The sequence below is a fragment of the Variovorax sp. PBL-H6 genome (genome assembly GCF_901827155.1).
Taxonomy (GTDB): Bacteria; Pseudomonadota; Gammaproteobacteria; order Burkholderiales; family Burkholderiaceae_C; genus Variovorax.
Genome location: NZ_LR594659.1, coordinates 5,552,949 through 5,574,379 on the forward strand (window position 1 = coordinate 5,552,949; position 21,431 = coordinate 5,574,379).

General features: G+C 67.8%; 20 protein-coding genes. 7 read left to right on the forward strand and 13 right to left on the reverse strand.

What is annotated here, in order from left to right; genetic code table 11:
* Window positions 1-110: 110 nt before the first annotated feature.
* Both G3W89_RS26185 and G3W89_RS26190 read left to right on the forward strand, forming a co-directional pair.
* A complete protein-coding gene (locus G3W89_RS26185; protein WP_162576886.1) occupies window positions 111-1,367 on the forward strand; it encodes a 6-phosphofructokinase in 1,257 nt (418 codons plus the stop codon).
* Window positions 1,325-1,594, forward strand: coding sequence for a cysteine-rich CWC family protein (locus G3W89_RS26190; protein WP_443083188.1), 270 nt, complete (start codon window positions 1,325-1,327; stop codon window positions 1,592-1,594). The genes G3W89_RS26185 and G3W89_RS26190 overlap by 43 nt, the downstream gene beginning before the upstream one ends.
* Here G3W89_RS26190 and G3W89_RS26195 read toward each other — a convergent pair.
* Complete coding sequence (locus tag G3W89_RS26195) at window positions 1,563-2,834, reverse strand: zinc-binding metallopeptidase family protein (RefSeq protein WP_162576887.1); 1,272 nt, start codon at window positions 2,832-2,834, stop codon at window positions 1,563-1,565. The genes G3W89_RS26190 and G3W89_RS26195 overlap by 32 nt on opposite strands.
* 123 nt (window positions 2,835-2,957) lie before the next feature.
* Between G3W89_RS26195 and G3W89_RS26200 the strand changes: the two genes are divergently transcribed.
* The 5 genes from G3W89_RS26200 (at window position 2,958) to G3W89_RS26220 (ending at window position 7,280) form a co-directional block, all read left to right on the forward strand.
* Entirely contained in the window at window positions 2,958-4,412 is a 1,455-nt protein-coding gene (locus G3W89_RS26200) for an MFS transporter (protein WP_162576888.1), read from the forward strand.
* 27 nt (window positions 4,413-4,439) lie between these two features.
* A complete protein-coding gene (locus tag G3W89_RS26205; protein ID WP_162576889.1) occupies window positions 4,440-5,204 on the forward strand; it encodes a class II glutamine amidotransferase in 765 nt (254 codons plus the stop codon).
* A 198-nt stretch (window positions 5,205-5,402) separates the two neighbouring features.
* Window positions 5,403-5,849 (forward strand): hypothetical protein, encoded by a 447-nt coding sequence (locus G3W89_RS26210; protein WP_162576890.1) that lies wholly within the window; start codon window positions 5,403-5,405, stop codon window positions 5,847-5,849.
* A 10-nt stretch (window positions 5,850-5,859) separates the two neighbouring features.
* A complete protein-coding gene (locus G3W89_RS26215) occupies window positions 5,860-6,339 on the forward strand; it encodes a phage holin family protein (RefSeq protein ID WP_162576891.1) in 480 nt (159 codons plus the stop codon).
* Window positions 6,336-7,280, forward strand: a complete 945-nt coding sequence (locus G3W89_RS26220; RefSeq protein ID WP_162576892.1) for a DUF3618 domain-containing protein — start codon at window positions 6,336-6,338, stop codon at window positions 7,278-7,280. Before G3W89_RS26215 ends, G3W89_RS26220 begins: the two co-directional genes overlap by 4 nt.
* Window positions 7,281-7,284: 4 nt before the next feature.
* Here G3W89_RS26220 and gshB read toward each other — a convergent pair whose 3' ends face one another.
* From gshB to G3W89_RS26280, 12 genes are all read right to left on the reverse strand, one after another.
* On the reverse strand, window positions 7,285-8,229 hold the full coding sequence (gshB, locus tag G3W89_RS26225) for a glutathione synthase (RefSeq protein ID WP_174258291.1): 945 nt from the start codon (window positions 8,227-8,229) through the stop codon (window positions 7,285-7,287).
* Window positions 8,229-9,506 (reverse strand): benzoate/H(+) symporter BenE family transporter, encoded by a 1,278-nt coding sequence (locus G3W89_RS26230; protein ID WP_162576893.1) that lies wholly within the window; start codon window positions 9,504-9,506, stop codon window positions 8,229-8,231. The genes gshB and G3W89_RS26230 overlap by 1 nt, the downstream gene beginning before the upstream one ends.
* A 27-nt stretch (window positions 9,507-9,533) precedes the next feature.
* Window positions 9,534-11,402, reverse strand: a complete 1,869-nt coding sequence (locus tag G3W89_RS26235) for a potassium transporter Kup (RefSeq protein ID WP_162576894.1) — start codon at window positions 11,400-11,402, stop codon at window positions 9,534-9,536.
* A gap of 164 nt (window positions 11,403-11,566) precedes the next feature.
* Entirely contained in the window at window positions 11,567-12,865 is a 1,299-nt protein-coding gene (gshA, locus tag G3W89_RS26240) for a glutamate--cysteine ligase (RefSeq protein ID WP_162576895.1), read from the reverse strand.
* A gap of 143 nt (window positions 12,866-13,008) precedes the next feature.
* Window positions 13,009-14,301, reverse strand: coding sequence for a glutamate-5-semialdehyde dehydrogenase (locus G3W89_RS26245; protein WP_162576896.1), 1,293 nt, complete (start codon window positions 14,299-14,301; stop codon window positions 13,009-13,011).
* Between the two features lie 85 nt (window positions 14,302-14,386).
* Entirely contained in the window at window positions 14,387-15,448 is a 1,062-nt protein-coding gene (gene holA / locus G3W89_RS26250) for a DNA polymerase III subunit delta (RefSeq protein ID WP_162576897.1), read from the reverse strand.
* The gene (locus tag G3W89_RS26255; RefSeq protein WP_162576898.1) at window positions 15,448-15,969 is read right to left on the reverse strand and encodes an LPS-assembly lipoprotein LptE; all 522 of its coding nucleotides are present in this window, start codon (window positions 15,967-15,969) and stop codon (window positions 15,448-15,450) included. The genes holA and G3W89_RS26255 overlap by 1 nt, the downstream gene beginning before the upstream one ends.
* 8 nt (window positions 15,970-15,977) lie before the next feature.
* Window positions 15,978-18,641, reverse strand: coding sequence for a leucine--tRNA ligase (gene leuS, locus G3W89_RS26260; RefSeq protein ID WP_162576899.1), 2,664 nt, complete (start codon window positions 18,639-18,641; stop codon window positions 15,978-15,980).
* A gap of 125 nt (window positions 18,642-18,766) precedes the next feature.
* Window positions 18,767-19,225 carry an ExbD/TolR family protein gene (locus G3W89_RS26265; RefSeq protein ID WP_162576900.1) on the reverse strand — a complete coding sequence of 153 codons (459 nt, stop codon included), beginning with the start codon at window positions 19,223-19,225 and terminating at the stop codon, window positions 18,767-18,769.
* Window positions 19,226-19,239: 14 nt separating this feature from the next.
* Window positions 19,240-19,938: a MotA/TolQ/ExbB proton channel family protein gene (locus tag G3W89_RS26270; RefSeq protein WP_162576901.1), complete on the reverse strand. Its 699-nt coding sequence runs from the start codon at window positions 19,936-19,938 to the stop codon at window positions 19,240-19,242.
* A gap of 10 nt (window positions 19,939-19,948) precedes the next feature.
* The gene (gene dapB / locus G3W89_RS26275) at window positions 19,949-20,749 is read right to left on the reverse strand and encodes a 4-hydroxy-tetrahydrodipicolinate reductase (RefSeq protein ID WP_162577661.1); all 801 of its coding nucleotides are present in this window, start codon (window positions 20,747-20,749) and stop codon (window positions 19,949-19,951) included.
* An 84-nt stretch (window positions 20,750-20,833) separates the two neighbouring features.
* Window positions 20,834-21,400, reverse strand: a complete 567-nt coding sequence (locus G3W89_RS26280) for an outer membrane protein assembly factor BamE (protein WP_162576902.1) — start codon at window positions 21,398-21,400, stop codon at window positions 20,834-20,836.
* Window positions 21,401-21,431 lie beyond the last annotated feature (31 nt).

Below are 21,431 nucleotides of genomic sequence, written 5' to 3' on the forward strand. Positions count from 1 at the left end.
GGCATGCGGCTCGCGCAAGCCCCAGGCCTGCGCGAGAATGCATCAGCCGTCGCGCTTGCATCCGCCAGGGCTCGGCACCTTGCAATGGCTGGATTCCAGGAGCTCACACCATGCCCCTCAATGCCTTCTATGCCCAATCCGGCGGCGTCACTTCGGTGATCAATGCCTCCGCTGCCGGCGTGATCGAGACGGCGCGCCGCCACGCCGACCGCATCGGCACGGTCTATGCCGGGCGCAACGGCATCCTCGGCGCACTGGCCGAGGAGTTGATCGACACCAGCCTCGAGTCGGCGGAAGCCATTGCCGCGCTGCGCAAGACGCCCGCGGGCGCCTTCGGCTCCTGCCGCTACAAGCTCAAGTCGCTGGAGAAGAACCGGCGCGAGTACGAACGGCTGATCGAGGTCTTCAAGGCGCACGGCATCGGCTACTTCTTCTACAACGGCGGCGGGGATTCGGCCGACACCTGCTTCAAGGTGAGCCAGTTGTCGCAGTCCATGGGCTATGCGCTGCAGGCCATCCACGTGCCCAAGACCATCGACAACGACCTGCCGCTGACGGACTGCTGCCCAGGGTTCGGCTCGGTCGCGAAGTACGTCGCCGTGTCCACGCTCGAGGCTTCGCTGGACGTTCGCTCGATGGCCGCGACCTCGACCAAGGTCTTCGTGCTGGAGGTGATGGGCCGGCATGCGGGCTGGATCGCCGCGGCGGGCGGGCTGGCGGCGGACCACGGCATCCCGGTGGTGATCCTGTTCCCCGAAGTTCCGTTCGACCAGCCGGCTTTCCTGGCGCGGGTCGATGCGCTGGTCAAGCACCATGGCTATTGCACGGTGGTGGTGTCGGAAGGGGCGCACCATCCCGACGGCAGCTTCCTCGCCGAGCAGGGCAGCAAGGACGCCTTCGGCCATGCGCAGCTCGGCGGCGCGGCGCCGGTGGTGGCGCAGATGGTGAAGGAGGCGCTGGGCTACAAATTCCACTGGGCCGTCGCCGACTACCTGCAGCGCTCTGCGCGCCACATCGCATCGGCCACCGACGCGCGCCAGGCCTACGAGCTGGGCCAGCGTGCGGTCGAGCTCGCGCTCGAAGGAAAAAATGCGGTCATGCCCTGCATCGAGCGCACATCCGACGCGCCCTACGCGTACCGCATCGGGAGCGCGCCGCTGGACCAGGTGGCCAATGCCGAGAAGTTCATGCCGCGCGACTACATCTCGGCCGACGGCTACGGCATCAGCGAGAAGGGGCGCGCGTACCTGCTGCCGCTGATCCAGGGCGAGGACTATCCGGCGTATCGCGATGGGCTGCCGGTGTACGTGACGCTGCAGAACCAATGCGTCGCGAAGAAGCTGCCGGCCTTCGAGATCGGGAAGTGATGGGCGCCAAGCCGGCCGTCGATGCCTCGCGCTGCCCGGTGTGCGGCGAGGCCAACCGCTGCGCGATCGAGCTGGAACGCGAGACCGGTCAGCCGCAGGGGGCCTGCTGGTGCATGCAGGCCAGGGTCGGCCCGGAGGCGCTCGCACGCGTGCCATCCGACGCGCGCGGTGTGGCCTGCATCTGCGCGCGCTGCGCTATGCGTGCGGTTGCGCCAGGGCGCGTGTAGCGCCTTCTCGCTCACTGACGGGTGGGCGCGATCCGGCGCGCTGCTCCGAAATCACCTCGTGGATGAACTGCAGCTTTCCCACTGCGGCGCGAGGCAGCACGAAGGGGTAGTAGTCGGGCTGGCCCATGCTGCGTGACAGCTCGTTGAGCACGTTGGTCAAGCGCACCCAGCCGTTCAGGAAGTCGAGGAATTCGCCAGCCTCGGCATGCTCGGGCTGCCAAAGGTCCGAGCGCTCGAACAAGTCGCTGGTGAGCTCGACGTTCTGCGCGTCGACGCCGAAGCTCATCGCCGTATCGGCGGTGTCGGCCATGTGCAGGTAGTGGGCCCAGGTCTCGGCCCAGTCCTCCCATGGATGCGAGCTGGCGTAGCTGGTGACGAAGCGGTTGGCCCAGTCGGGCGGCGGGCCGTTCTCGTAGTGCGCCTGCAGCGCCGCCGCGTAGTCGGCGCGCTCGTCGCCGAAGAGTTCGCGGAAGGGCTCGAGCCAGTGAGTGGGCTGGACCAGCAGATCCCAGTAGTGGTGGCCGATCTCGTGGCGGAAGTGGCCCACCAGGGTGCGATAGGGCTCGCGCATCTCGGCGCGGATGCGCTCGCGCACGGCATCCTCGGCCTCCTCGGCATTGAGGGTGATCAGGCCGCTGTCGTGGCCGGTCATCACATGCGGTCCGCCTGGCACATTGCCGAGGAAGTCGAAGGCAAGGCCGTGCACCGGATCGGCCAGCCGGGTGACAACCGGCAACTTGAGCGCGAGCAGTTGCGAGATCAGCCGGCGCTTGGCCAGCTCGAGCTTGCGCCACAGCTCGCCGTTGCTCTCGATCGACAAATCAGGGATGGTGCGCGTGACGCTGCAGGCCAGGCAGAGGCCGGGCACCAGCCCGTCGGTGTTGAAGGACGGCTCGTCGCCCTGCCGAGGCGCAGGCACCATCCAGTTGCAGGCGGCAGGCGTCAGCAGGTTGTTGCAGCGGCGGTAGGCCTTGCCTCGCGGATCGCCGAAGACGGTGAAGGTGTCCGGCTCGGCGTCCTCACGCGTGTCCGGCGCGAGCGGCACCACGCCCAGGTGCTCGGCCACGTAGCCCAGCGGCGTGTGGCAGGCCAGGCACTCGCTGTTGCGCAGGAACACGGGCCGGCCGCACTGGCATTGGTAGGCGCGGGTGATCGTCGGCGCCTTCAGCTCGGCGGCAAGCGTGGGCGCGGCCTCGGCGCTGGTGCCTGCGGGTGTGTCGTCGTCGGTGACGGATTCCATTTCCCTCTCTCTTCACCTTGTATGGTCTGCGGAAGCACAACGCACCATTGTCGAGGCGGCGCGCGCCGCGGCCGGGCGTGCAATGCTCGTATGCTTGTAGGACAGCCGAACAGCTGCCGCACGATGATCGACACACCCCCCCCGCCTCTCTCCCTCAGTGCCCGCTACGGGACGCGCTACCGCTGGCTCCTCCTCCTCTCCGTGATGATCGGGGTCATGGCCTCCATCATGTCCTCGACCATCGTCAACGTGGCGATCCCGGGCATGAGCCACTACTTCGGGCTGGGCCAGGAGCGCGCGCAATGGGTCAGCTCGGGCTTCATGGTGGCGATGACGGTCTCGATGCTGACCACGCCCTGGCTTCTCTCTCGCTACGGCTATCGCCGCACCTATGTCGGCACCATGGTCCTGCTGCTGGCAGGCGGCATCACCGGCGGGTTGGCCAACCACTTCCCGGTGGTGCTGGCGGCCCGGGTGGCGGAGGGGCTGGCGGCAGGGGTGGTGCAGCCGATCCCGGCCATCATCATCCTGCGTGCATTCGAGCCGCACGAGCAGGGCCGTGCGAGCGGCATCTTCGGCATGGGCGTTGTGCTGGCGCCGGCCGTGGGCCCGAGCATCGGCGGCGTGCTGGTCGACCTGTTCGGCTGGCGTTCGATCTTCTTCATGGTGGTGCCCTTCTGCATCGCCTCGATCTGGCTGGCCTACAAGTTTGTGCCGGTCACCGCGCCCGGCGGTGCCGTCGCCGCACGCAGCAGCGGCCTCGACTGGGGCGGCCTGGCGCTGGGCACGCTGGGCACGCTGTGCCTGCTCAACGGGCTCGTCGAGCTCCGCGGCGATGCGCCGCTGCAGGCGGCGACGCTGCTCGCCTGCGCGGGACTGGCCTTCGGTGCCTTCATTGCCTGGCAACGCCGGCTCGCGGCCAGCGGCGGCACGCCGCTGATGAACCTGGCGCTGTTCCAGCACCGGCAGTTCGCCATGGGCAGTATCGTGGCCTTCATCTACGGCACGGCGCTGTTCGGCTCGACCTACCTGCTGCCGGTCTACATGCAGGTCGGGCTGCATCTCTCGGCCTCGCTCGTGGGCACCATCCTGTTGCCGGCCGGGATCGTGCTGGCCTTCACCATCGCAGGGGTCGGGCGACTCGCAGACCGGCAGCCGACCTGGCTGCTGGTATGCATCGGCCTCGCGCTGCTGGCCGTCTCCTTCGCGCTGATGGTGGTGCTGCGGCTGGACAGCGCGATCTGGCTGCTGGCGGCGTTCGCGGTCATCGGGCGGGTGGGGCTGGGCTTCATCCTGCCCTCGCTCAACCTGGGCTCGATGCGCCCGCTGGAGCGGACGCTGATCCCGCAAGGGGCCAGCGCGATCAACTTCCTGCGCATGCTGGGAGGCGCCGCCGGCGTGAGCCTGTGCGCGATCGTGCTCGAGTGGCGGCTGGCCGCGCACGGCGATTCGCTGGCGAATGCGGCCACCAGCGCGGCGCGGCTGGCGGCATTCGACGAGGTGTTCCTGCTGCTCGCGGGGCTGTGCGCGCTGGCGATCTGCGCGGCCTGGCAGCTCAGGGAAAAGCGCGCGCCCTGAAGCCTTTGCTGCGTTCTAATCATCCACATGTGCCAGCTTCTCGGAATGAACTGCAACACGCCGACCGACGTGACCTTCAGCTTCACGGGCTTCGCGCAGCGCGGCGGGCGCACCGACCACCATGCCGACGGCTGGGGCATCGCCTTCTTCGAGGACCGGGGCCTGCGGCATTTCGTCGACCACCAGCCGGCCTGCGAGTCGCCGGTCGCCGAGCTGATCCGGCGCTATCCGATCAAGAGCCGCAACGTCATCGCCCACATCCGCAAGGCCACGCAGGGCGCGGTGAACCTGCAGAACTGCCATCCCTTCGTGCGCGAGCTGTGGGGACGCTACTGGGTGTTCGCGCACAACGGCGACCTGAAGGATTTCCGGCCGCGGCTGCACGGCAACTTCCATCCGGTAGGTAGCACCGACAGCGAGCATGCCTTCTGCTGGATCATGCAGGAGCTGGCCAAGTCGCACGCCGGCGTGCCGACCATCGATGAGCTGACGCTCACGCTGCGAGAGCTGGCGCCGCGCTTCGCACGCCAAGGCAGCTTCAACTTCATGCTCTCCAACGGACAGGCACTGTGGTCCCATGCCTCGACGAACCTCTGGTACATCGAGCGGCGCCACCCGTTCCTGACAGCCGAGCTCTCGGACGAAGACCTGTCCGTCGACTTCGCCCAGCACACCACGCCGGACGACCGCGTCGCGGTGGTGGTGACCGCGCCGCTCACCGTCAACGAGACCTGGACCGCCTTCGCGCCCGGTGAACTCGCGGTCTTTGTCGATGGGCGACGCAGGTCCTGAGGGCGGGTACTGGAGTCGGGTCGATGCGGCGCCCCCGCAGCCCGAAGTAAGCCGCGCGAGAGCTCATCAGCAATAGGTATTCATTCCTACACCCTCGTTCTCCTGGAAGCTACACAGGGCCGCGCGCGGCGGCGAGTTACTCGCTTCGCAACAGCAGCAGCACTCATGGGCCTCGATGGCCCGGAACCAGGAGTTTTCATGTCCACAGCTTCATACTCGACAACCGAAGACAGAAACTTCGACACTTCGGACCGGTCGTCCGCGGACGGTCGTTCGACCTGGCCCGAGGGCTCGACGACGCAGGAAGTGAAGGCGCGTGCGGGCAAGTTGCTCGACGACGCCAAGGACAGCGCGCAATCACTGGCCAACGACAAGAAGGACGTGGCCGCCGATGGGCTGCACGACGTTGCCGGTGCGCTTCGACAGGCGGCGCAGAGCCGTTCAGGCGACGATCCGCTGCTCGGGCTGACCGGCTCGGCGGCAGACGGACTGGACCGCCTTTCGAACGCGCTGCGCAACAAGGACGTCAGCGTGATGATGCGCGACATGGAGTCGTTCGCGCGTGCGCAGCCCGTCGCCTTCTTCGGACTCGCGCTTGCGACCGGCTTCCTCGCCGTTCGCTTCATGAAGGCCAGTCACTCGTGAAGGAGCCATGATGAACGAGACACTCGCAAGGCCCGAGGCAGCCACGGCAGACCGGCCACACATTCCTCCTCCGGATCGGGACACCCGCTACCGTCGCACAGGCGATACCGAATCGGTCAGCGGCCTCGTCAGCGAACTCTGGCGCCACTCCACGACCCTGGTGCAGGAAGAAGTCGAGCTGGCGAAGGCCGAGATGTCCGAGAAGACCACGCATGCCGCGGTGAGCATCGGCGCCATCGCGATCGGGGGCGCGGTGCTTTTCGCCGGATTCATCGTGCTGCTGCAGGCGGCCGTGAACGCGCTCGCGCCCCTGCTCCCGCCCGACATTGCGGGGTGGCTCGCCCCGGCAATCGTCGGGCTGGTGGTGATCGTCATCGGCTTCATCATGGTGTCGGGCGGCATCAAGGCGCTCGACATGAAGAAGCTCGCACCCCGTCGCACCATGGATTCGCTTCGGCGCGACACGAACATGGTCAAGGAGCACGTATGAACCACACCGATCGCAGTGCTGAACAGATCCAGGCCGACATCCAGCGCACACGCGCCGACCTCGATCGGACATTGACCCTGCTCGAGCACAGGCTCGAGCCGCGGCGCCTCATGGACCAGGGCGTCGACTACCTGCGCGACAACGGCGCCCGCGAATACCTTTCCAACCTGGGCCGGGCCGCCAAGGAACAGCCGCTGCCGCTGGCACTCGTGGGCGTCGGACTGGCCTGGATGATGATGACCAACGGGCGCTCGAGCAGCAGCGTCGCTGATGGGCGAGCCTTCGGTGATGCGGTGGGCTCGACTGCAGCCGATGCGCGTTCCCGGGCAGCCGAAGGCATGGAAGGACTGCGCAGCCGTGCCGGCGAAATGAGCGGCAAGGTGAGCGATGCGGCGAGCCAACTTGCGAGCCAGACGCGCGATGCGGCCCAACGGACTTCGCAAGGTCTGTCGGAGGCGGCCGATGCGGCCCGGGCGCGTGCGGCGCAGGTCAGCGAAGCAACGCGGCAGGGCGCCCGGAAAGTTCGTTCCGGCTACGACCACCTCGTCAACGAGCAGCCGCTGGCGCTGGGCGCGATCGGGCTGGCACTCGGCGCGGTGCTTGCCGCGGCGGCCCCCCGCACGCGGCAGGAAGACGAATGGATCGGAGGCACCAGCGACCAGCTGGCCGAGGATGCAAAGCGCGCCGGCAAGGAGAAGCTCGGCGAGATGCAAAGCGCGGTCTCCGAAGCGGCTGCGGGGTCCAAAGAGCCCGTGCGCGCGTCTGACAGCGGCGAATGGGACGCCGAGGCGGACCGATGGGCGCAGGACCGCGACACGCAGCAGAGGAACGACTGGATCAAGCCCCAGGAGCAGGCATCCGCCTCGTCCTACGGCGCCGACCCGACGGCAACGACGCCGAGCCCGGCAACCTCCGGCACCATGGGCAACCAACCGCTCTGAAGGCTCAGCGCAGCTCGGCTTCGAGGGTGTCGATAAACATTGCCGGCACGTCGAAGCCGGTCTGCTCCGTGATTTCCTGGAAGCAGGTCGGGCTTGTCACGTTGATCTCGGTCACCGCGTTGCCGATCACGTCGAGTCCGATCAGCAGCAGCCCGCGTTCGTTCAGCACCGGCCCGAGGGCCTCGGCGATGCGCCGGTCCTGGTCGGTCAAGGGCTGCGCCACGCCCTTCCCGCCTGCAGCGAGGTTCCCTCGCACCTCGCTGCCTTGCGGGATGCGGGCGAGGCTGTAGGGAACGGGCTGGCCGCCGATGATGAGGATGCGCTTGTCGCCCTGTGTGATCTCAGGCACGAAGCGCTGCACCATGATCGTCTGCGCACCGTTTTTGTTGAGCGTCTCGACGATCGATCCGAGGTTCAACCCATCGGCCCGCACGCGGAAGATGCCCATGCCGCCCATGCCGTCCAGCGGCTTCAGGATGATGTCCTGGTGCTCGGCATGGAAGGCCCGCACCGCCGCCGCGTCGCGCGTCACGAGCGTGGGCGTGGTGTATTCCGCGAACTCCATGATGGCGAGCTTCTCGGGATGGTCACGCAGGGCTCGCGGCTTGTTGATCACGCGCGCGCCTTCGCGCTCGGCCTGCTCCAGCAGGTGGGTGGCGTAGATGTACTCGGCATCGAAAGGAGGGTCCTTGCGCATCAGCACCACGTCGAAGGCGTGCAGCGGGCGCTCGATCACGGCGTTCTCGTGAAACCAGGGCTGCTGCTCGCCGGTCAGCACGACCTCGCGCACCTTCGCGGTGACGGGGCGGCCGCGCTGCCAGGTGAGGTCCTGCGGCACGCAGGCCGAGAGCTTGTGCCCGCGGCGCTGCGCCTCGCGCATCATCGAGAAGGTCGTGTCCTTGTAGATCTTGAAGTGCTCGAGCGGATCGGCAATGAAGAGGATGTGCATCAGGATGTCTTTCCGGCGGTCGAAGAAGGGCGGGCCCCGTCTGCGGTGGTAGCGGCGGCCCGGTGATCTTGCTTGATCTTGCAGCCAGGTGCGATGTCCCTGCCGGCGGAGGGTTTGCGGCCCAGCTGCTGGATTGCGAGCGCGAGCGCGCCGGCCACCACGCCCCAGAAGGCCGAGCCGATGCCCGCGAGGGTCAGGCCCGAGAGCGTGACCAGGAAAGTGATCAGCGCGGCCTCCCGGTGCGATTCGTCGCGCACCGCGGCGGCCAGGCCGCTCGCGATCGTGCCCAGCAGCGCCAGCCCCGCAATGGCGGCGACCAGTTCCTTCGGGAATGCCGTCAGCAGCCCGGTCACCGCCGCACCGAACAGCCCGATCACCACGTAGATGGCGCCGCAGCTCACGGCCGCGGTGTAGCGCCGAGCCGGGTCTTCGTGCGCCTCGCGGCCCATGCAGATCGCCGCGGTGATCGCGCTCAGGTTGAGGGCGAAGGCGCCGAAGGGCGCAAGCACCAGCGTCGCGAGGCCGCTGATGGTGATGAGCTTCGAGATCGGGAGTTGATAGCCTGCAGCCCGGATCGCCGCCACGCCTGGCAGGTTCTGCGAGGCCATGGTGACGACGAAGAGCGGCAGCGCCAGGCTCACCACCGCCTGCCAGCTGAAGACCGGCCGGGTGAACACCGGCACCGCCGCACTGAAATGCACCGCGCTCCAGGCCAGCTCACCGCGTCCCGCCACGAAGACGACAGCGGCCAGGAGCGTCAGCGGCACTGCGTAGCGTGGCAGCAGGCGCCGCAACACAAGATAGCTCAGGAGCATCAGCAGCACCAGCGGGAGCGCTGTGCGCGCCGCCAGGAAGGCCTCGATCCCGAAGCGCGCCAGCACACCGGCCAGCAGCGCCGAGGCCAGCGCCATCGGAATCCGGTTCATCACGCGCTCGAACCAGCCGGTGGCGCCGGCCACCGTGATCAGCAGTGCGCAGACGATGAAGGCTCCGACCGCCTCACCCATGCCGTAGCCGGAGCCGGCCACGGCCAGGACGGCCGCGCCAGGCGTGCTCCAGGCGATCATCACGGGCTTGCGCCACCACACGGACGTGACCGCCGAGGTGAGCCCCATGCCGAGTCCGAGTGCCCACATCCATGAGCTGATGATCTCGGGCGTGGCACCGAAGGCCTGCGCCGCCTGGAACACGATGGCCACGGAGCTCGTGAAGCCCACCAGCACGGCGACAAAGCCCGCGGTGAAAGACGCGAGGCTCAGATCCTTGAAGAAACGCATGGTGGCGAAGGCAGGCGTCGGATCTCGTCAGATCTCGATTTTCGAACCGAGCTCCACCACCGCGTTGTTCGGCAGGCCCAGGAAGCCGGCGGCCCCGCTCGCGTTGTGGTGCATCTGCGCGAAAAGCTTCTCGCGCCAGGGCGCCATGCCGCTGCCGAGCGTGGGAATGACCACGTCGCGCGAGAGGAAGTAGCTGGTGGTCATCGGCTCGAGCTGGCAGCCGCGCAGGCGCGCATGCTCGAGGGCGCGCGGCAGGTCGACGTCGTTCTTGAAGCCGTAGTGCACGACCACCTGCCAGCAATGGTGGCCGAGCGGCTCCATCTCGATGCGCTTGTCCATCGGGATCCACGGCACCTCATGGTTGCGCACGGTGACGAACAGGTTCTGCTCGTGCATGACCTTGTTGTGCTTGAGGTTGTGCAGCAGCGCATTGGGGACCACGCCCGGCTCGGCGGTCATGAACACCGCGGTGCCCTCGACGCGCGCAGGCGGGCTGACAAACACCGAGTCGAGGAAGCTGCGCAGGTCGATGGCCTCGGCCATCTGCATCTGGCCCATGAGGCGGCGGCCTTCCTTCCAGGTCAGCATCAGCATGAAGATGGAGCCGCCGATCAGCAGCGGGAACCAGCCGCCTTCGAACAGCTTCAGCAGGTTGGAGGCGAAGAACAGGAAGTCGACCACGAAGAAGGCGCCGGTGGCCGCGATGCACAGCGCCAGCGGGTACTTCCAGGCGAAGCGAATCACGAAGAAGGTCAGCACCGTGGTGATCAGCATGTCGGTGGTGACGGCGATGCCGTAGGCCGCGGCGAGATTGCTCGACGAACGGAACATGACCACCGCCAGCACGATGGCGGCAAACAGGCCCCAGTTGACGAACGGGATGTAGATCTGCCCCGTGGTGCGCACGCTCGTGTGCTCGATGTTGAGCCGCGGCAGGTAGCCGAGCTGGATCACCTGTCGCGTGACGCTGAAGGCCCCGGTGATCAGCGCCTGCGAGGCGATCACCGTGGCCGAGGTGGCTATCAACACCAGCGGGATCAGCGCCCATTCGGGCGCCATCATGAAGAAGGGGTTCTTGACCGCCTCCGGGTTCTCCAGCAGCAGCGCGCCCTGGCCGAAGTAGTTGAGCGTGAGCGCGGGCATGACGACCGAGAACCAGGCGATGCGGATCGGCCGCTTGCCGAAATGGCCGAGGTCGGCATAGAGCGCCTCGGCCCCCGTCACGCACAACACGGTCGCGCCCAGGATGATGAAGCTGGTGCCCGGGTTTTCCCACATGAAGCGCAGCGCGTATAGCGGGCTGACGGCCTTGAGGATCGACGGGTGCGTGACGATCTGCGAGACGCCCAGCACCGCGATGACGGCGAACCAGGCCAGCGTGACCGGCCCGAAGAAGCGGCCGATGCCCGAAGTCCCGTGCTTCTGCACTGCGAAAAGGCCGAACAGCACGACCAGCGTGATGGGGATCACGTAGTGCTTGAAGTGCGGCGACACCACCTCCAGGCCCTCCACCGCCGACAGCACGGAGATGGCGGGGGTGATGACCCCGTCCCCATAGAACAGCGAGGTGCCGAAGATGCCGACCACCAGCAGCACCTGGCGCAGCCGCGGCTTGTCGACCACCGCCTGGGAGGCCAGCGCCAGCATCGCGACCAGGCCGCCCTCGCCCTCGTTGTCGGCGCGCAGCACCAGCACCACGTACTTGAGGGAGACGATCACCGTCAGCGTCCAGAAGAACATCGACAGGATGCCGTAGACGTTCTCGACCGTGAACGGGACGTGGCCGTGGCCGAACACCTCCTTGACCGCATACAGCACGCTGGTGCCGATGTCGCCGTAGACGACGCCGATGGCCGCGAGGATCAGCGCGGCGGAGGAGGATTTGGTCGGAGACACGGGAATCGGGTGCACAACGAGGGCGTCCGGCGTGCATGAACGCCCTGGCGCCTCGTCGACCTCATGCGGCCTTCGCGTCGCCCTCCGCCCTCGATTTTTCTGCGTTGCTGTGGGGTCGCTATTTTGCCGCCACCCGGACCTGCCGCAAGGCCGGGACTAAGAAATCATTCGTACGTCTCGGCGTCGGGGTTGGTGGCTTCCATCTCATAGCTGGCCGCGACCATGGCCAGCCGCCCGATCACTCCGTACATGTAGAAGCGGTTGGGCGCGCTCGCGCCCGGCTTGGCGCCTGGCTGTGGTAAGTGCGCACTCTCCGAGAAAGCCAGCGGCACGAAGCTGGCGCCCGGGAGATTGAGGTTCTCGTCCGGGCTGCGCTCCGCGTGCACCCGGTAGAAACCGCCGACCACGTACCGGTCCATCATGTAGACCACCGGCTCGGCCACGCCGTTGTGGACGCGCTCGTTGGTCAGCACGCCTTCCTGCACGATCAGGTCGCTCGCGAGCCGCACCTCGTCGTTGGCAGCGGCCGAGCGGGTGCGCGCGCGGCGGTTGAAGGCCTCCAGGTCCTTGAGGTCGCGCACCGTCATCACGCCCATCGGGTCGGCGCCGTTGTCCGCCTTGACCACCACGAAGGGCTTCTCGTTGATGCCGTATTCCTTGTACTTGCGCCGGATCTTGGTGAGCAGCGCATCGACATGGCTGGTCAGCACGTCGAGGCCCTTGCCCTCCGCCAGGTCGACGCCGCCGGCGCGCGCATACATGGGGTTGATCAGCCAGGGGTCGATGCCCAGCAGCTTGCCGAAACGCTTGGACACTTCCTCGTAGCTGTGGAGATGGTTGCTCTTGCGGCGCACCGACCAGCCGGCATGCAGCGGCGGCAGCAGGTACTGCTCGTGCAGGTCTTCCAGGATGCCCGGCGTGCCGGCCGACAGGTCGTTGTTGAGCAGGATGGTGCAGGGGTCGAAATGCTTGAGCCCCAGGCGCCGCCGGCTGCGCACCACCGGCTCCAGGCACACGCTCTCGCCGTGGGGCAACTCGATCTTCTTGGGCGACTTGATGGCCGGGTCGATGGAGCCCACCCGCACGTTGAGGCCGGCCATGTGGAAGATTTTCACCAGGCGTGCGACGTTGGCCAGGTAGAAGGTGTTCTTCGAGTGGTTCTCGGGGATGACCAGCAGGTTGCGGGCCTCGGGGCAGATCTTCTCGATGGCGGCCTGCGCCGCCTGCACCGCCAGCGGCAGCATGTCGTCGGTGAGGTTGTTCCAGCCGCGCGGATAAAGACTGGTGTCGACCGGCGCCAACTTGAAGCCGGCATTGCGGATGTCCACCGAGCTGTAGAACGGCGGCGTGTGCTCCATCCATTCGAGCCGGAACCAGCGCTCGATGGCCGGCATGGAGTCGAGGATGCGCTGCTCGAGTTCGTTGATCGGGCCGGTCAGGGCAGTGACGAGGTGGGGGACCATGAGGCGGCCTTGTTATGGGTGTTCTGCGACGAAAGGTGGAGTGGAATTGTAGGATTTGGGGGTGCCGGGATGGATGACAAGCCGCCTCTCACACGCCGGATGCCGACAACGCCCGAAACCTTCTCGTGCGGATGCCGGCCTGCTCAGCCCCGCACTTCCCCCTGGCCCAGCACCACGTATTTGAGCGAGGTCAGCCCCTCGATGCCCACCGGCCCGCGCGCATGGAACTTGTCGGTGCTGATGCCGATCTCGGCGCCGAGGCCGAACTCGAAGCCGTCCGCAAAGCGGGTGCTGGCGTTCACCATCACACTGGCCGAATCCACCTCGCGCAGGAAACGCTGGGCATGCAGGTGGTCACGGGTCACGATGGCATCGGTGTGGTGGCTGGAATAGCGGTTGATGTGGGCGATGGCCTCGTCGACCCCCTCCACCACCTTGATGCTGATGACGGCCGCCAGATACTCCTCCGACCAGTCGGATTCGACGGCGTCGACCACGCGGGCGCCCGGCGGCAGCGCACCCTCTGTCCGCAGGATGTGAGCGGCGGCGGCATCGCAGCGCATCTCGACCCCCTTGGCCGCGAAGATGGCACCGATCTCGGGCAGGAAGCTCTCCGCCAACGAGGCCGCCACCAGCAAGCCTTCCGCCGCGTTGCAGGGGCTGTACTTCTGTGTCTTGGCGTTGTCGACGATGCGCACCGCCATGTCGAGCTCGGCCGTGTCGTCGACGTAGACATGGCAGTTGCCGTCCAGGTGCTTGATCACGGGCACCTTGGCCTCGCGGCTGATGCGTTCGATCAGCCCCTTGCCGCCGCGCGGGATGATCACGTCCACGAACTCGGGCATGGCGATCAGCCGGCCCACCGCCTCGCGGTCGGTGGTCTGCACCAGCTGCACCGCCTCCACCGGCAAGCCGGCTTCGGCGAGCGCCTCGCCCACCAGCGCGGCCAGCGCCTTGTTCGACTCGATCGCCTCCGAGCCGCCGCGCAGGATCGCCGCGTTGCCGCTCTTGATGGCCAGGCTGGCGGCCTCGATGGTCACGTTCGGTCGGCTCTCGTAGATCATGCCGAAGACGCCGATCGGCACCCGCATCTGGCCCACGCGAATGCCGCTGGGCTGCTGCCGCATGCCGATGACCTCGCCGATCACATCGGGCATGGCGGCCAGCTGCTCGCAACCTTGCGCCACGGTCTCGATGGTCTTGGGCGTGAGCTTGAGGCGATCGACCATGGGCGCCGAGAGGCCGGCAGCCTGGGCGCGCTCGATGTCGCGCGCGTTGGCGGGTGCCAGGGCTTCGGCACTCTCGCGCAGGCGGCGCGCCAGCGCCCTGAGGGCCTGATTCTTGGTCGCCGCCGGGGCCTTCGCCATCCGGGCGGCGGCCGTCTTGGCCTGCAGCCCCAGCCCCTGCATGTGTTCGTTGACGTTGAAGGCGTTCATGGCTTGCATTTTCCCATGCGAGGGCCTTGGGACAGGGCGGCGGATGGAAACGCCGGATTACCGAAAGAGCAACGCCGCGCGGCCTTCAGCCCCTTGCCGGCGTGGTACAGGCGCGGCACAGCATCAGTGCGAGCCGCTGCAGCGCCTGCCAGCCGCTGGCCGGCCAATCGGGCTGCTTCAGGCCTTTGACGATGCCGTCCACCACATGGGCGGCGCGCAGCAGGCGGGCCAGCGCGCGCTCATCCAGCCGCGGCAGCACCCGCTCGAAGGCGCGCTCGCGCGGCCCCCAGATGCGGTTTTCACGCAGCGCCATCGGCAACGGACGCCCAGCCGACATGGCGTCCTTCACCCGCTTGAGCGCGCGGATGTCCTCAGCCAGCGTGTAGTGCACCAGTACCTCGGCCTCGCCCTCGGCCCGTAGGCCGTCGAGCATGCGCGCCACCCGTTGGGGGTTGCCGCCCAGCACCGCCTCGGAGAGCTTGAAGACGTCGTAGCGCGCCACGTTGTTCACTGCGGCCTCGACCTGCTCCCAGCCCAGCTCGCCCGCGGGGTACAGCAGTGCGAGCTTCTGGATCTCCTGGTGCGCGGCCAGCAGGTTGCCTTCGACCCGGTCGGCGAAGAACTGCAGGGTGCGCTGGCCTTCCTCGCCGCCCTTCACCCGCTGCCCCTGCCGCGCCAGCCGCTGCGCGATCCACTGCGGCAGCGCGGCGCGCTCGATGGTCTCGACCGGCAGGCTGACGCCGTGGTTCTCGAGGGCCGCGAACCAGGCGCCGGTGCGAGTGGCCTTGTCCAGGCGTGGCAGCAGGACCAGCGTGAGGGTGCTGTCGTTGCCCGCTGCGGCTTCGGCGATCTGCTGCAGCGCGGCGCTGCCGTCCTTGCCTGGCTTGCCGGAAGGGATGCGAATCTCGACGATCTGCCGCTCGGCGAACAGGCTCAGCGAGCCGCCGGCCGCCAGCACCGAGCTCCAGTCGAAGTGGGCGCCGGCCACGGTGTACGCGCTGCGCTCGGTGTAGCCCTGCTGCCGCGCCGCCGCGCGGATCGCGTCGGCCGCTTCCTGCGCCAACAGCGGCTCGTCGCCGTGAACGACGTAGAGCGGCTTCAGCGCCTTCTGCAGGTGGGCTTCGAGCTGGGCCGCGGCGAGCTGCATCAGAGGCTCTTGACCGCCGCGAGCCGGCGCAGCGTCTGCTGGGCGATGTCGGCCTGCATGTCGCGGTACAGCAGCTCGGTCTCGCTTTCCTTGGCCAGCGCGGCGGTTTCGTTGTAGGTGATGTCGCGGGTCTGCTCGATCTGGGTCGGCGCCATCAGCTCCTTGCCGCCGGGCGTGCGCAGCCGCACGCGCATCGTGAGGCGCAGCTGCAGCTCGCGCACCTGGCCGGCCGAGTTGGTGGAGAGCACGGCGCTGCCGCGGGACTCGGACAGGACTTCCAGCACGGCGTCGGCGCGCTGCTGCTCCTCGATCGGCACCAGCTCGACATTGCCCGCGGCACGGAACTGGCGGCGCAGCGTGTTCACGAAGGCCGAGGTGCCCGGCACTGCCAGTGACTTGAAGGCGAAGTTCGGTGCCTTGCGCAATTCGAAGCCGCAGCCGGCGAGCGCCACCGCAGCGAGCGCCGCCGCGAGGAGTGCGCGGCGCGACAGGCCGCCGTCGTGCCGGATCGATGTGTTCATGCTGCCCTTCATACCACCACGTTGACGAGCCGGCCCGGCACCACGATCACGCGCTTGGCAACGGCGCCTTCGGCATGCTTGGCGAAGGCCTCGCTGGCCAGCGCGATCTTCTCGATCTCCGCCTTGCTCGCATTGGCGGGCACGCGCAGCGAGCCGCGCAGCTTGCCGTTGACCTGCAGCATCAGCTCGATCTCGTCCTGCTCGAGAGCGATCGTGTCGACCTCCGGCCAGGGGGCGTCGAGCAGTGTGCCTTGCAACTTGTCATAGCCCAGTTCGTGCCACAGCGCATGCGTGATGTGCGGCGTGGCCGGGTAGAGGCAGCGCAGCAGGATGCCGAAGCCCTCGCGCGCGGCGGCCCTGTCACCGGGGCTGCCGTCGGACTTGAAGCCCTCCAGCGCGTTCAACAGCTTCATCGCGCCCGAGACCACGGTGTTGTACTGCATGCGCTGGTAGTCGTAGTCGATCTGGCGCAGCACGGTGTGGATCTCGCAGCGCAGTGCCTTGGCCTCCTTGCCGAAGGCCGAGCGCGGGTCCACCGAGGCGAGGTCGATCTCCTCGCCCTCGGGCACGGCCGCTTGCGCGGTGCCGAGCGCCACGCCGTAGTTCCAGACCCGGCGCAGGAAACGGAAGCTGCCTTCCACCGCGGCATCGTTCCACTCCAGCGTGGCCTCGGGCGGCGCGGTGAACATGGTGTACAGCCGCGCGGTGTCGGCGCCGTACTTCTCGATCAAGTCTTGCGGGTCGACGCCGTTGCGCTCGCTCTTGCCCATCTTGCCGACGCCGCCGTAGTCGACCTTCGTGCCGTCGGCCAGCGTGCCGCCGGTAGTGCGCCCCTGCGCGTCGAGCACCTGCGTCACCTCGGAGGGCGGGAAGTACTCCTTGCCGCCCTTTTCGCTGCGCCGGTAGAAGATGTGGTTGAGCACCATGCCCTGCGTGAGCAGCTTGCTGAAGGGCTCGTCCACCTTCACCAGACCGAGGTCGCGCATCACCTTGGTCCAGAAGCGTGCGTAGAGCAGGTGCAGGATCGCGTGCTCGATGCCGCCGATGTACTGGTCCATCGGCATCCAGTACTGCGCCCCTTCGGCGACCATGGCCTGGTCGTTCTTCGGATCGCAATAGCGCATGAAGTACCAGGCGCTGTCGACGAACGTGTCCATGGTGTCGGTCTCGCGCCGCGCCGCCTTGCCGCAAACCGGGCAGACCACGCCGGCGTGGAAGCCTTCGTGCTTGTGCAGCGGGTTGCCCGAGCCGTCCGGCACGCAGTCGGTGGGCAGCACGACCGGGAGATCCTTCTCGGGCACCGGCACGGCGCCGTGCTCCTCGCAATGGATGATGGGGATCGGCGTCCCCCAGTAGCGCTGGCGGCTCACGCCCCAGTCGCGCAGGCGCCAGGTGGTCTGCATCTCGCCGAGGCCCTTCTGGCCCAGCGCGTGTGCCACCGCCTTGACCGCCTCGGCATGGGACATGCCGCTGAAGTTGTCGGAGTTGATCGTGACTCCACGCTCCTTGTCGGCGTACCAGTCCTGCCAGCGGTGGTAGTCGAAGTGGGGCTCGTCGTCGACCAGCACGACCTGGATGATCTCGATGCCGTATTTGTTGGCGAAGGCGAAGTCACGCTCGTCATGCGCCGGCACACCCATCACGGCGCCATCGCCGTAGCCGATCAGCACGTAGTTGCCGACCCACACCGGCACCGGTTCGTCGGTGATCGGATGCCGCACGTGCAGGCCGGTCGGCACGCCCTTCTTCTCCTGGGTCGCAAGCTCGGCCTCGGTGGTGCCGCCGCTCTTGCATTCGTCGATGAAGGCGGCGAGTTCGGGATTCGTATTCGCGGCATGCAGGGCCAGCGGATGCTCGGGCGCGACGGCGCAGAAGGTCACGCCCATGATGGTGTCGGCGCGCGTCGTGAAGACGTACATGCGGCCGCCCTGGATGAGCTCGCCTCGCTCGTCCTTGATGTCATGCGGGAAGGCGAAGCGCACGCCCTCGCTCTTGCCGATCCAGTTCTCCTGCATCAGCTTGACGCGCTCGGGCCAGCCCGGCAGCTTGTGCTGGGTGTGTTCGAGCAGTTCCTCTGCGTAGTCGCTGATCTTCAGGTAGTAGCCGGGGATTTCGCGCCGCTCGACGGTTGCGCCGGTACGCCAGCCCTTGCCGTCGACCACCTGCTCGTTGGCCAGCACGGTCTGGTCGACCGGGTCCCAGTTGACCACCTGGGTCTTGCGGTAGGCGATGCCCTTGTCGAGCATCTTGAGGAACAGCCACTGGTTCCACTTGTAATAGCTCGGGTCGCAGGTCGCGATCTCTCGGCTCCAGTCGATCGCCAGGCCCATGGCCTGGAGCTGGCCCTTCATGTAGCCGATGTTCTCGTAGGTCCACCTGGCCGGCGGCACGCCGTTCTTGAGGGCCGCGTTCTCGGCAGGCAGGCCGAAGGCGTCCCACCCCATCGGCATCAGGACGTTGTAGCCGCTCATGCGCAGGTAGCGCGTGAGCATGTCGTTGATGGTGTAGTTGCGCACATGCCCCATGTGCAGCTTGCCGCTGGGGTACGGCAGCATCGAGCAGGCGTAGTACTTCTTCTTTTGCGCGTCCTCGGTCACGCGGTAGGCGTCGGCTGCTGTCCAGGCGGCCTGGGCGGCCGACTCGACGTCGCTGGGTTTGTAGCTGGGGTTCATTGGGCAAAGAGCAACAACAGCCCGGCATCGGACGGCCGGGGAACAAGGATTATCGCGGCTGCCAATGCCCCACGACTCGATCAAGGGTGGGAAGCCCCGCCCGGCACCCTCTCCGCAGAGGATCCTCAGGGCTTGCGGGGCGGCGCCTCGGTCACGAAGCCGATGCGGCTGAGGCCGGCCTTGTTGGCGATGCCCATCAGCTCGACGACGCGACCATAAGGGACGGCCTGGTCGGCGCGCAGCTGGACCTCGGTGTCACGGTTGTCGGCGGCGGCCTTCTGCAGCCGGGCCGCGAGCTCGTCGGCGGTCACCGCCTGGTCGTTGAGGAAGATCCGGCCGGCCGTGTCCACCGAAAGGCTCACGAACTTCGGTGTGTCGCCGGGCTGGCCGGCATCGGTGCGCGGCAGATCCAGCTTGATCGAGCTGGCCATCAGCGGGGCGGTGATGATGAAGATGACCAGCAGCACCAGCATCACGTCCACCAGCGGCGTGACGTTGATGTCCGACAGCGGCCGCTGCCCGCCGGCGCCGATCGCGCGCCCGCCGGTGGCGCTGCTGCCGAGGGAGGTGCGACCGAAGGCCATGGCAATGTCCCGGGCTAGGCGGGCATCGGACGGGCGGGCGGCAGCGGCGCCTCGCGCGCCGGGTCCTCGCCCAGGGCGCCGAGCAGGTCGTGCGCGAAGCCTTCGAGTTCGGCCTCGATGCGGCTGACCACCCGGCCGAACACGTTGTAGGCCAGCACGGCAGGGATGGCCACTGCGAGGCCGAACGCAGTCATGATGAGCGCCTCGCCCACCGGGCCGGCCACCTTGTCGATGGTGAAGCCGCCAGTCCCGCCGGCGATGCCCGTCAGAGCGCCATAGATGCCCCACACCGTGCCCAGCAGCCCGACAAACGGCGCAGTGGCACCGACGGTGGCCAGCAGGATCTGCCCGGCCTGCAGCCGCCGCAGGGCGGCGTGCAGGGCATCGCGCAGCACCCGCGTGAGGCGCTGGGCGCGGGCGACCGCGCCGCCGAGCGTGGCCGGATCGGGCTGCGCGCCGAGCTGGCGCACTGCACTCACTGCCGGCCAGACCAGGGCCGCGCGATCGAAGCCTCGCAGCCGCTCCTCGGCGTCGCCCAGGGAGGCAGATTGCCAGAAAGCCGCAATGCTGCGAAGCACGTCGCGCGTGCCGCCGCGCAGCAGCCAGGCCTTCCAGAGGATCACGACCCAGCTGGCAACCGACATCAGCAGCAGCAGCGCCGCCACCGAGCGGCTTACAGCATCGCCGTGTGTGAGCAGCTCCAGGACGGTCATGCCTCGAAGGTCAGCGCAGCCCGAGCACGTCGAACATGTCGAACAACCCGTTCTTGCGATCGGCCAGGAAGCGCACCGCCCGCAGGCTGCCCTGCGCGTAGGTCGCGCGGCTGGCGGACTTGTGGGTGATCTCGATGCGCTCGCCGGTGCCGGCGAAGAGCACCGTGTGGTCGCCCACGATGTCGCCGCCGCGAACGGTCGCGAAGCCGATGCTGGAGGGGTCGCGCTCGCCGGTGATGCCCTCGCGCGCATAGACCGCGCATTCCTGGAGGTCGCGGCCCAGTGCGCCGGCGATCACCTCGCCCATCTTGAGTGCGGTGCCGGAGGGCGCATCGATCTTGTGGCGGTGATGGGCCTCGATGATCTCGATGTCGTAGCCGGTGGACAGGGCCTTGGCCGCCATTTCCAGCAGCTTGAACGTGACGTTGACGCCCACGCTCATGTTGGGCGCCATCATGATGGCGATGTCCCTGGCGGCGGCGGCGATCTCGGCCTTCTGCGCCTCGCTGAATCCGGTGGTGCCGATCACGGCCTGCACGCCCAGTTCACGGCATACGGCCAGATGCGCCAACGTGCCCTCGGGGCGGGTGAAGTCGATGAGCACCTGGGCGTCCTGCAGGCCGGTGCGCAGGTCGGACACGATGGGCACGCCGCTCGTGAAGCCGAGGAAAGCGGCGGCGTCGCCGCCGATCGCCGGGCTGCCCGCGACGTCGAGCGCGCCGGCCAGGCGGCAGTCCTGCGCCTCGCGCACCGCCTCGATCAGCATGCGCCCCATGCGGCCGGAGGCGCCGGCGATCGCAATGCGGCGCAGCGGCGGAGTGGTGATGGAAGAGGAATCGGTCACGCGGGGAGCCTTCGGGAAATGCCGGCAAGTGCGGCCGGCGGAGCGAGCGTACTAGCGCGTCGCTTCAAGCGGCGGATAGCTGGGGGGCAGTGGCGGCAGCGATGCGGACGAGGTGTCGGCATCAGCCTCCTTGCCCTTGTCCTTGGAAGGCTCGAACTTCTTGAGCTGGTCTGCGGTGGCTTCCAGCACCGGCACCTTGCCGGCACGCCCGCGGGCGTCGACCGCGGCGACGAATTCCTGCTCGCTCGGCATCGCATCGCCCTCGAAGCGGTCAAGGACCTCGCCGTTGAAGAACACCGTCAGCCGCCGCTGCTGGGGATCGATGCCCTGACGCCGGATGGTAAAGACATAGTCCCAGCGGTTGGTGTGAAACACGTCGGTCAGCAGCGGAGTGCCGAGGATCTCGCGCACCTGTTGGCGAGACATGCCGGCCTTGAGTTGCTCGACCTGCTCCTTCGAGACGAAATTGCCCTGCACCACTTCGACCTTGTAGGGCGTGATCGCAGAGAGGACACCGCGCGAGCGCTCGGTGAAGCTGCTGCAAGCCCCCAGGCTCAGCGTCGCGGCGACCGCGCCGGCGAGCAGCCAGAGGCGGCTTTCTTGGGAAAACTCAGGCATGGGAAAGGGCCGGAAGGGCAAGCGATATGAT

Coding starts and splice junctions, on each gene's coding strand:
- G3W89_RS26245 (WP_162576896.1), bottom strand. CDS start 14,301: ATGAACGCCTTCAACGTCAACGAACACATGCAGGGGCTGGGGCTGCAG.
- G3W89_RS26215 (WP_162576891.1), top strand. CDS start 5,860: ATGAACGAGACACTCGCAAGGCCCGAGGCAGCCACGGCAGACCGGCCA.
- G3W89_RS26190 (WP_443083188.1), top strand. CDS start 1,325: ATGCGTCGCGAAGAAGCTGCCGGCCTTCGAGATCGGGAAGTGATGGGC.
- G3W89_RS26280 (WP_162576902.1), bottom strand. CDS start 21,400: ATGCCTGAGTTTTCCCAAGAAAGCCGCCTCTGGCTGCTCGCCGGCGCG.
- G3W89_RS26200 (WP_162576888.1), top strand. CDS start 2,958: ATGATCGACACACCCCCCCCGCCTCTCTCCCTCAGTGCCCGCTACGGG.
- G3W89_RS26205 (WP_162576889.1), top strand. CDS start 4,440: ATGTGCCAGCTTCTCGGAATGAACTGCAACACGCCGACCGACGTGACC.
- G3W89_RS26185 (WP_162576886.1), top strand. CDS start 111: ATGCCCCTCAATGCCTTCTATGCCCAATCCGGCGGCGTCACTTCGGTG.
- G3W89_RS26270 (WP_162576901.1), bottom strand. CDS start 19,938: ATGACCGTCCTGGAGCTGCTCACACACGGCGATGCTGTAAGCCGCTCG.
- G3W89_RS26255 (WP_162576898.1), bottom strand. CDS start 15,969: ATGAACACATCGATCCGGCACGACGGCGGCCTGTCGCGCCGCGCACTC.
- G3W89_RS26195 (WP_162576887.1), bottom strand. CDS start 2,834: ATGGAATCCGTCACCGACGACGACACACCCGCAGGCACCAGCGCCGAG.
- G3W89_RS26220 (WP_162576892.1), top strand. CDS start 6,336: ATGAACCACACCGATCGCAGTGCTGAACAGATCCAGGCCGACATCCAG.
- G3W89_RS26230 (WP_162576893.1), bottom strand. CDS start 9,506: ATGCGTTTCTTCAAGGATCTGAGCCTCGCGTCTTTCACCGCGGGCTTT.
- leuS (WP_162576899.1), bottom strand. CDS start 18,641: ATGAACCCCAGCTACAAACCCAGCGACGTCGAGTCGGCCGCCCAGGCC.
- gshB (WP_174258291.1), bottom strand. CDS start 8,229: ATGCACATCCTCTTCATTGCCGATCCGCTCGAGCACTTCAAGATCTAC.
- gshA (WP_162576895.1), bottom strand. CDS start 12,865: ATGGTCCCCCACCTCGTCACTGCCCTGACCGGCCCGATCAACGAACTC.
- holA (WP_162576897.1), bottom strand. CDS start 15,448: ATGCAGCTCGCCGCGGCCCAGCTCGAAGCCCACCTGCAGAAGGCGCTG.
- G3W89_RS26210 (WP_162576890.1), top strand. CDS start 5,403: ATGTCCACAGCTTCATACTCGACAACCGAAGACAGAAACTTCGACACT.
- G3W89_RS26265 (WP_162576900.1), bottom strand. CDS start 19,225: ATGGCCTTCGGTCGCACCTCCCTCGGCAGCAGCGCCACCGGCGGGCGC.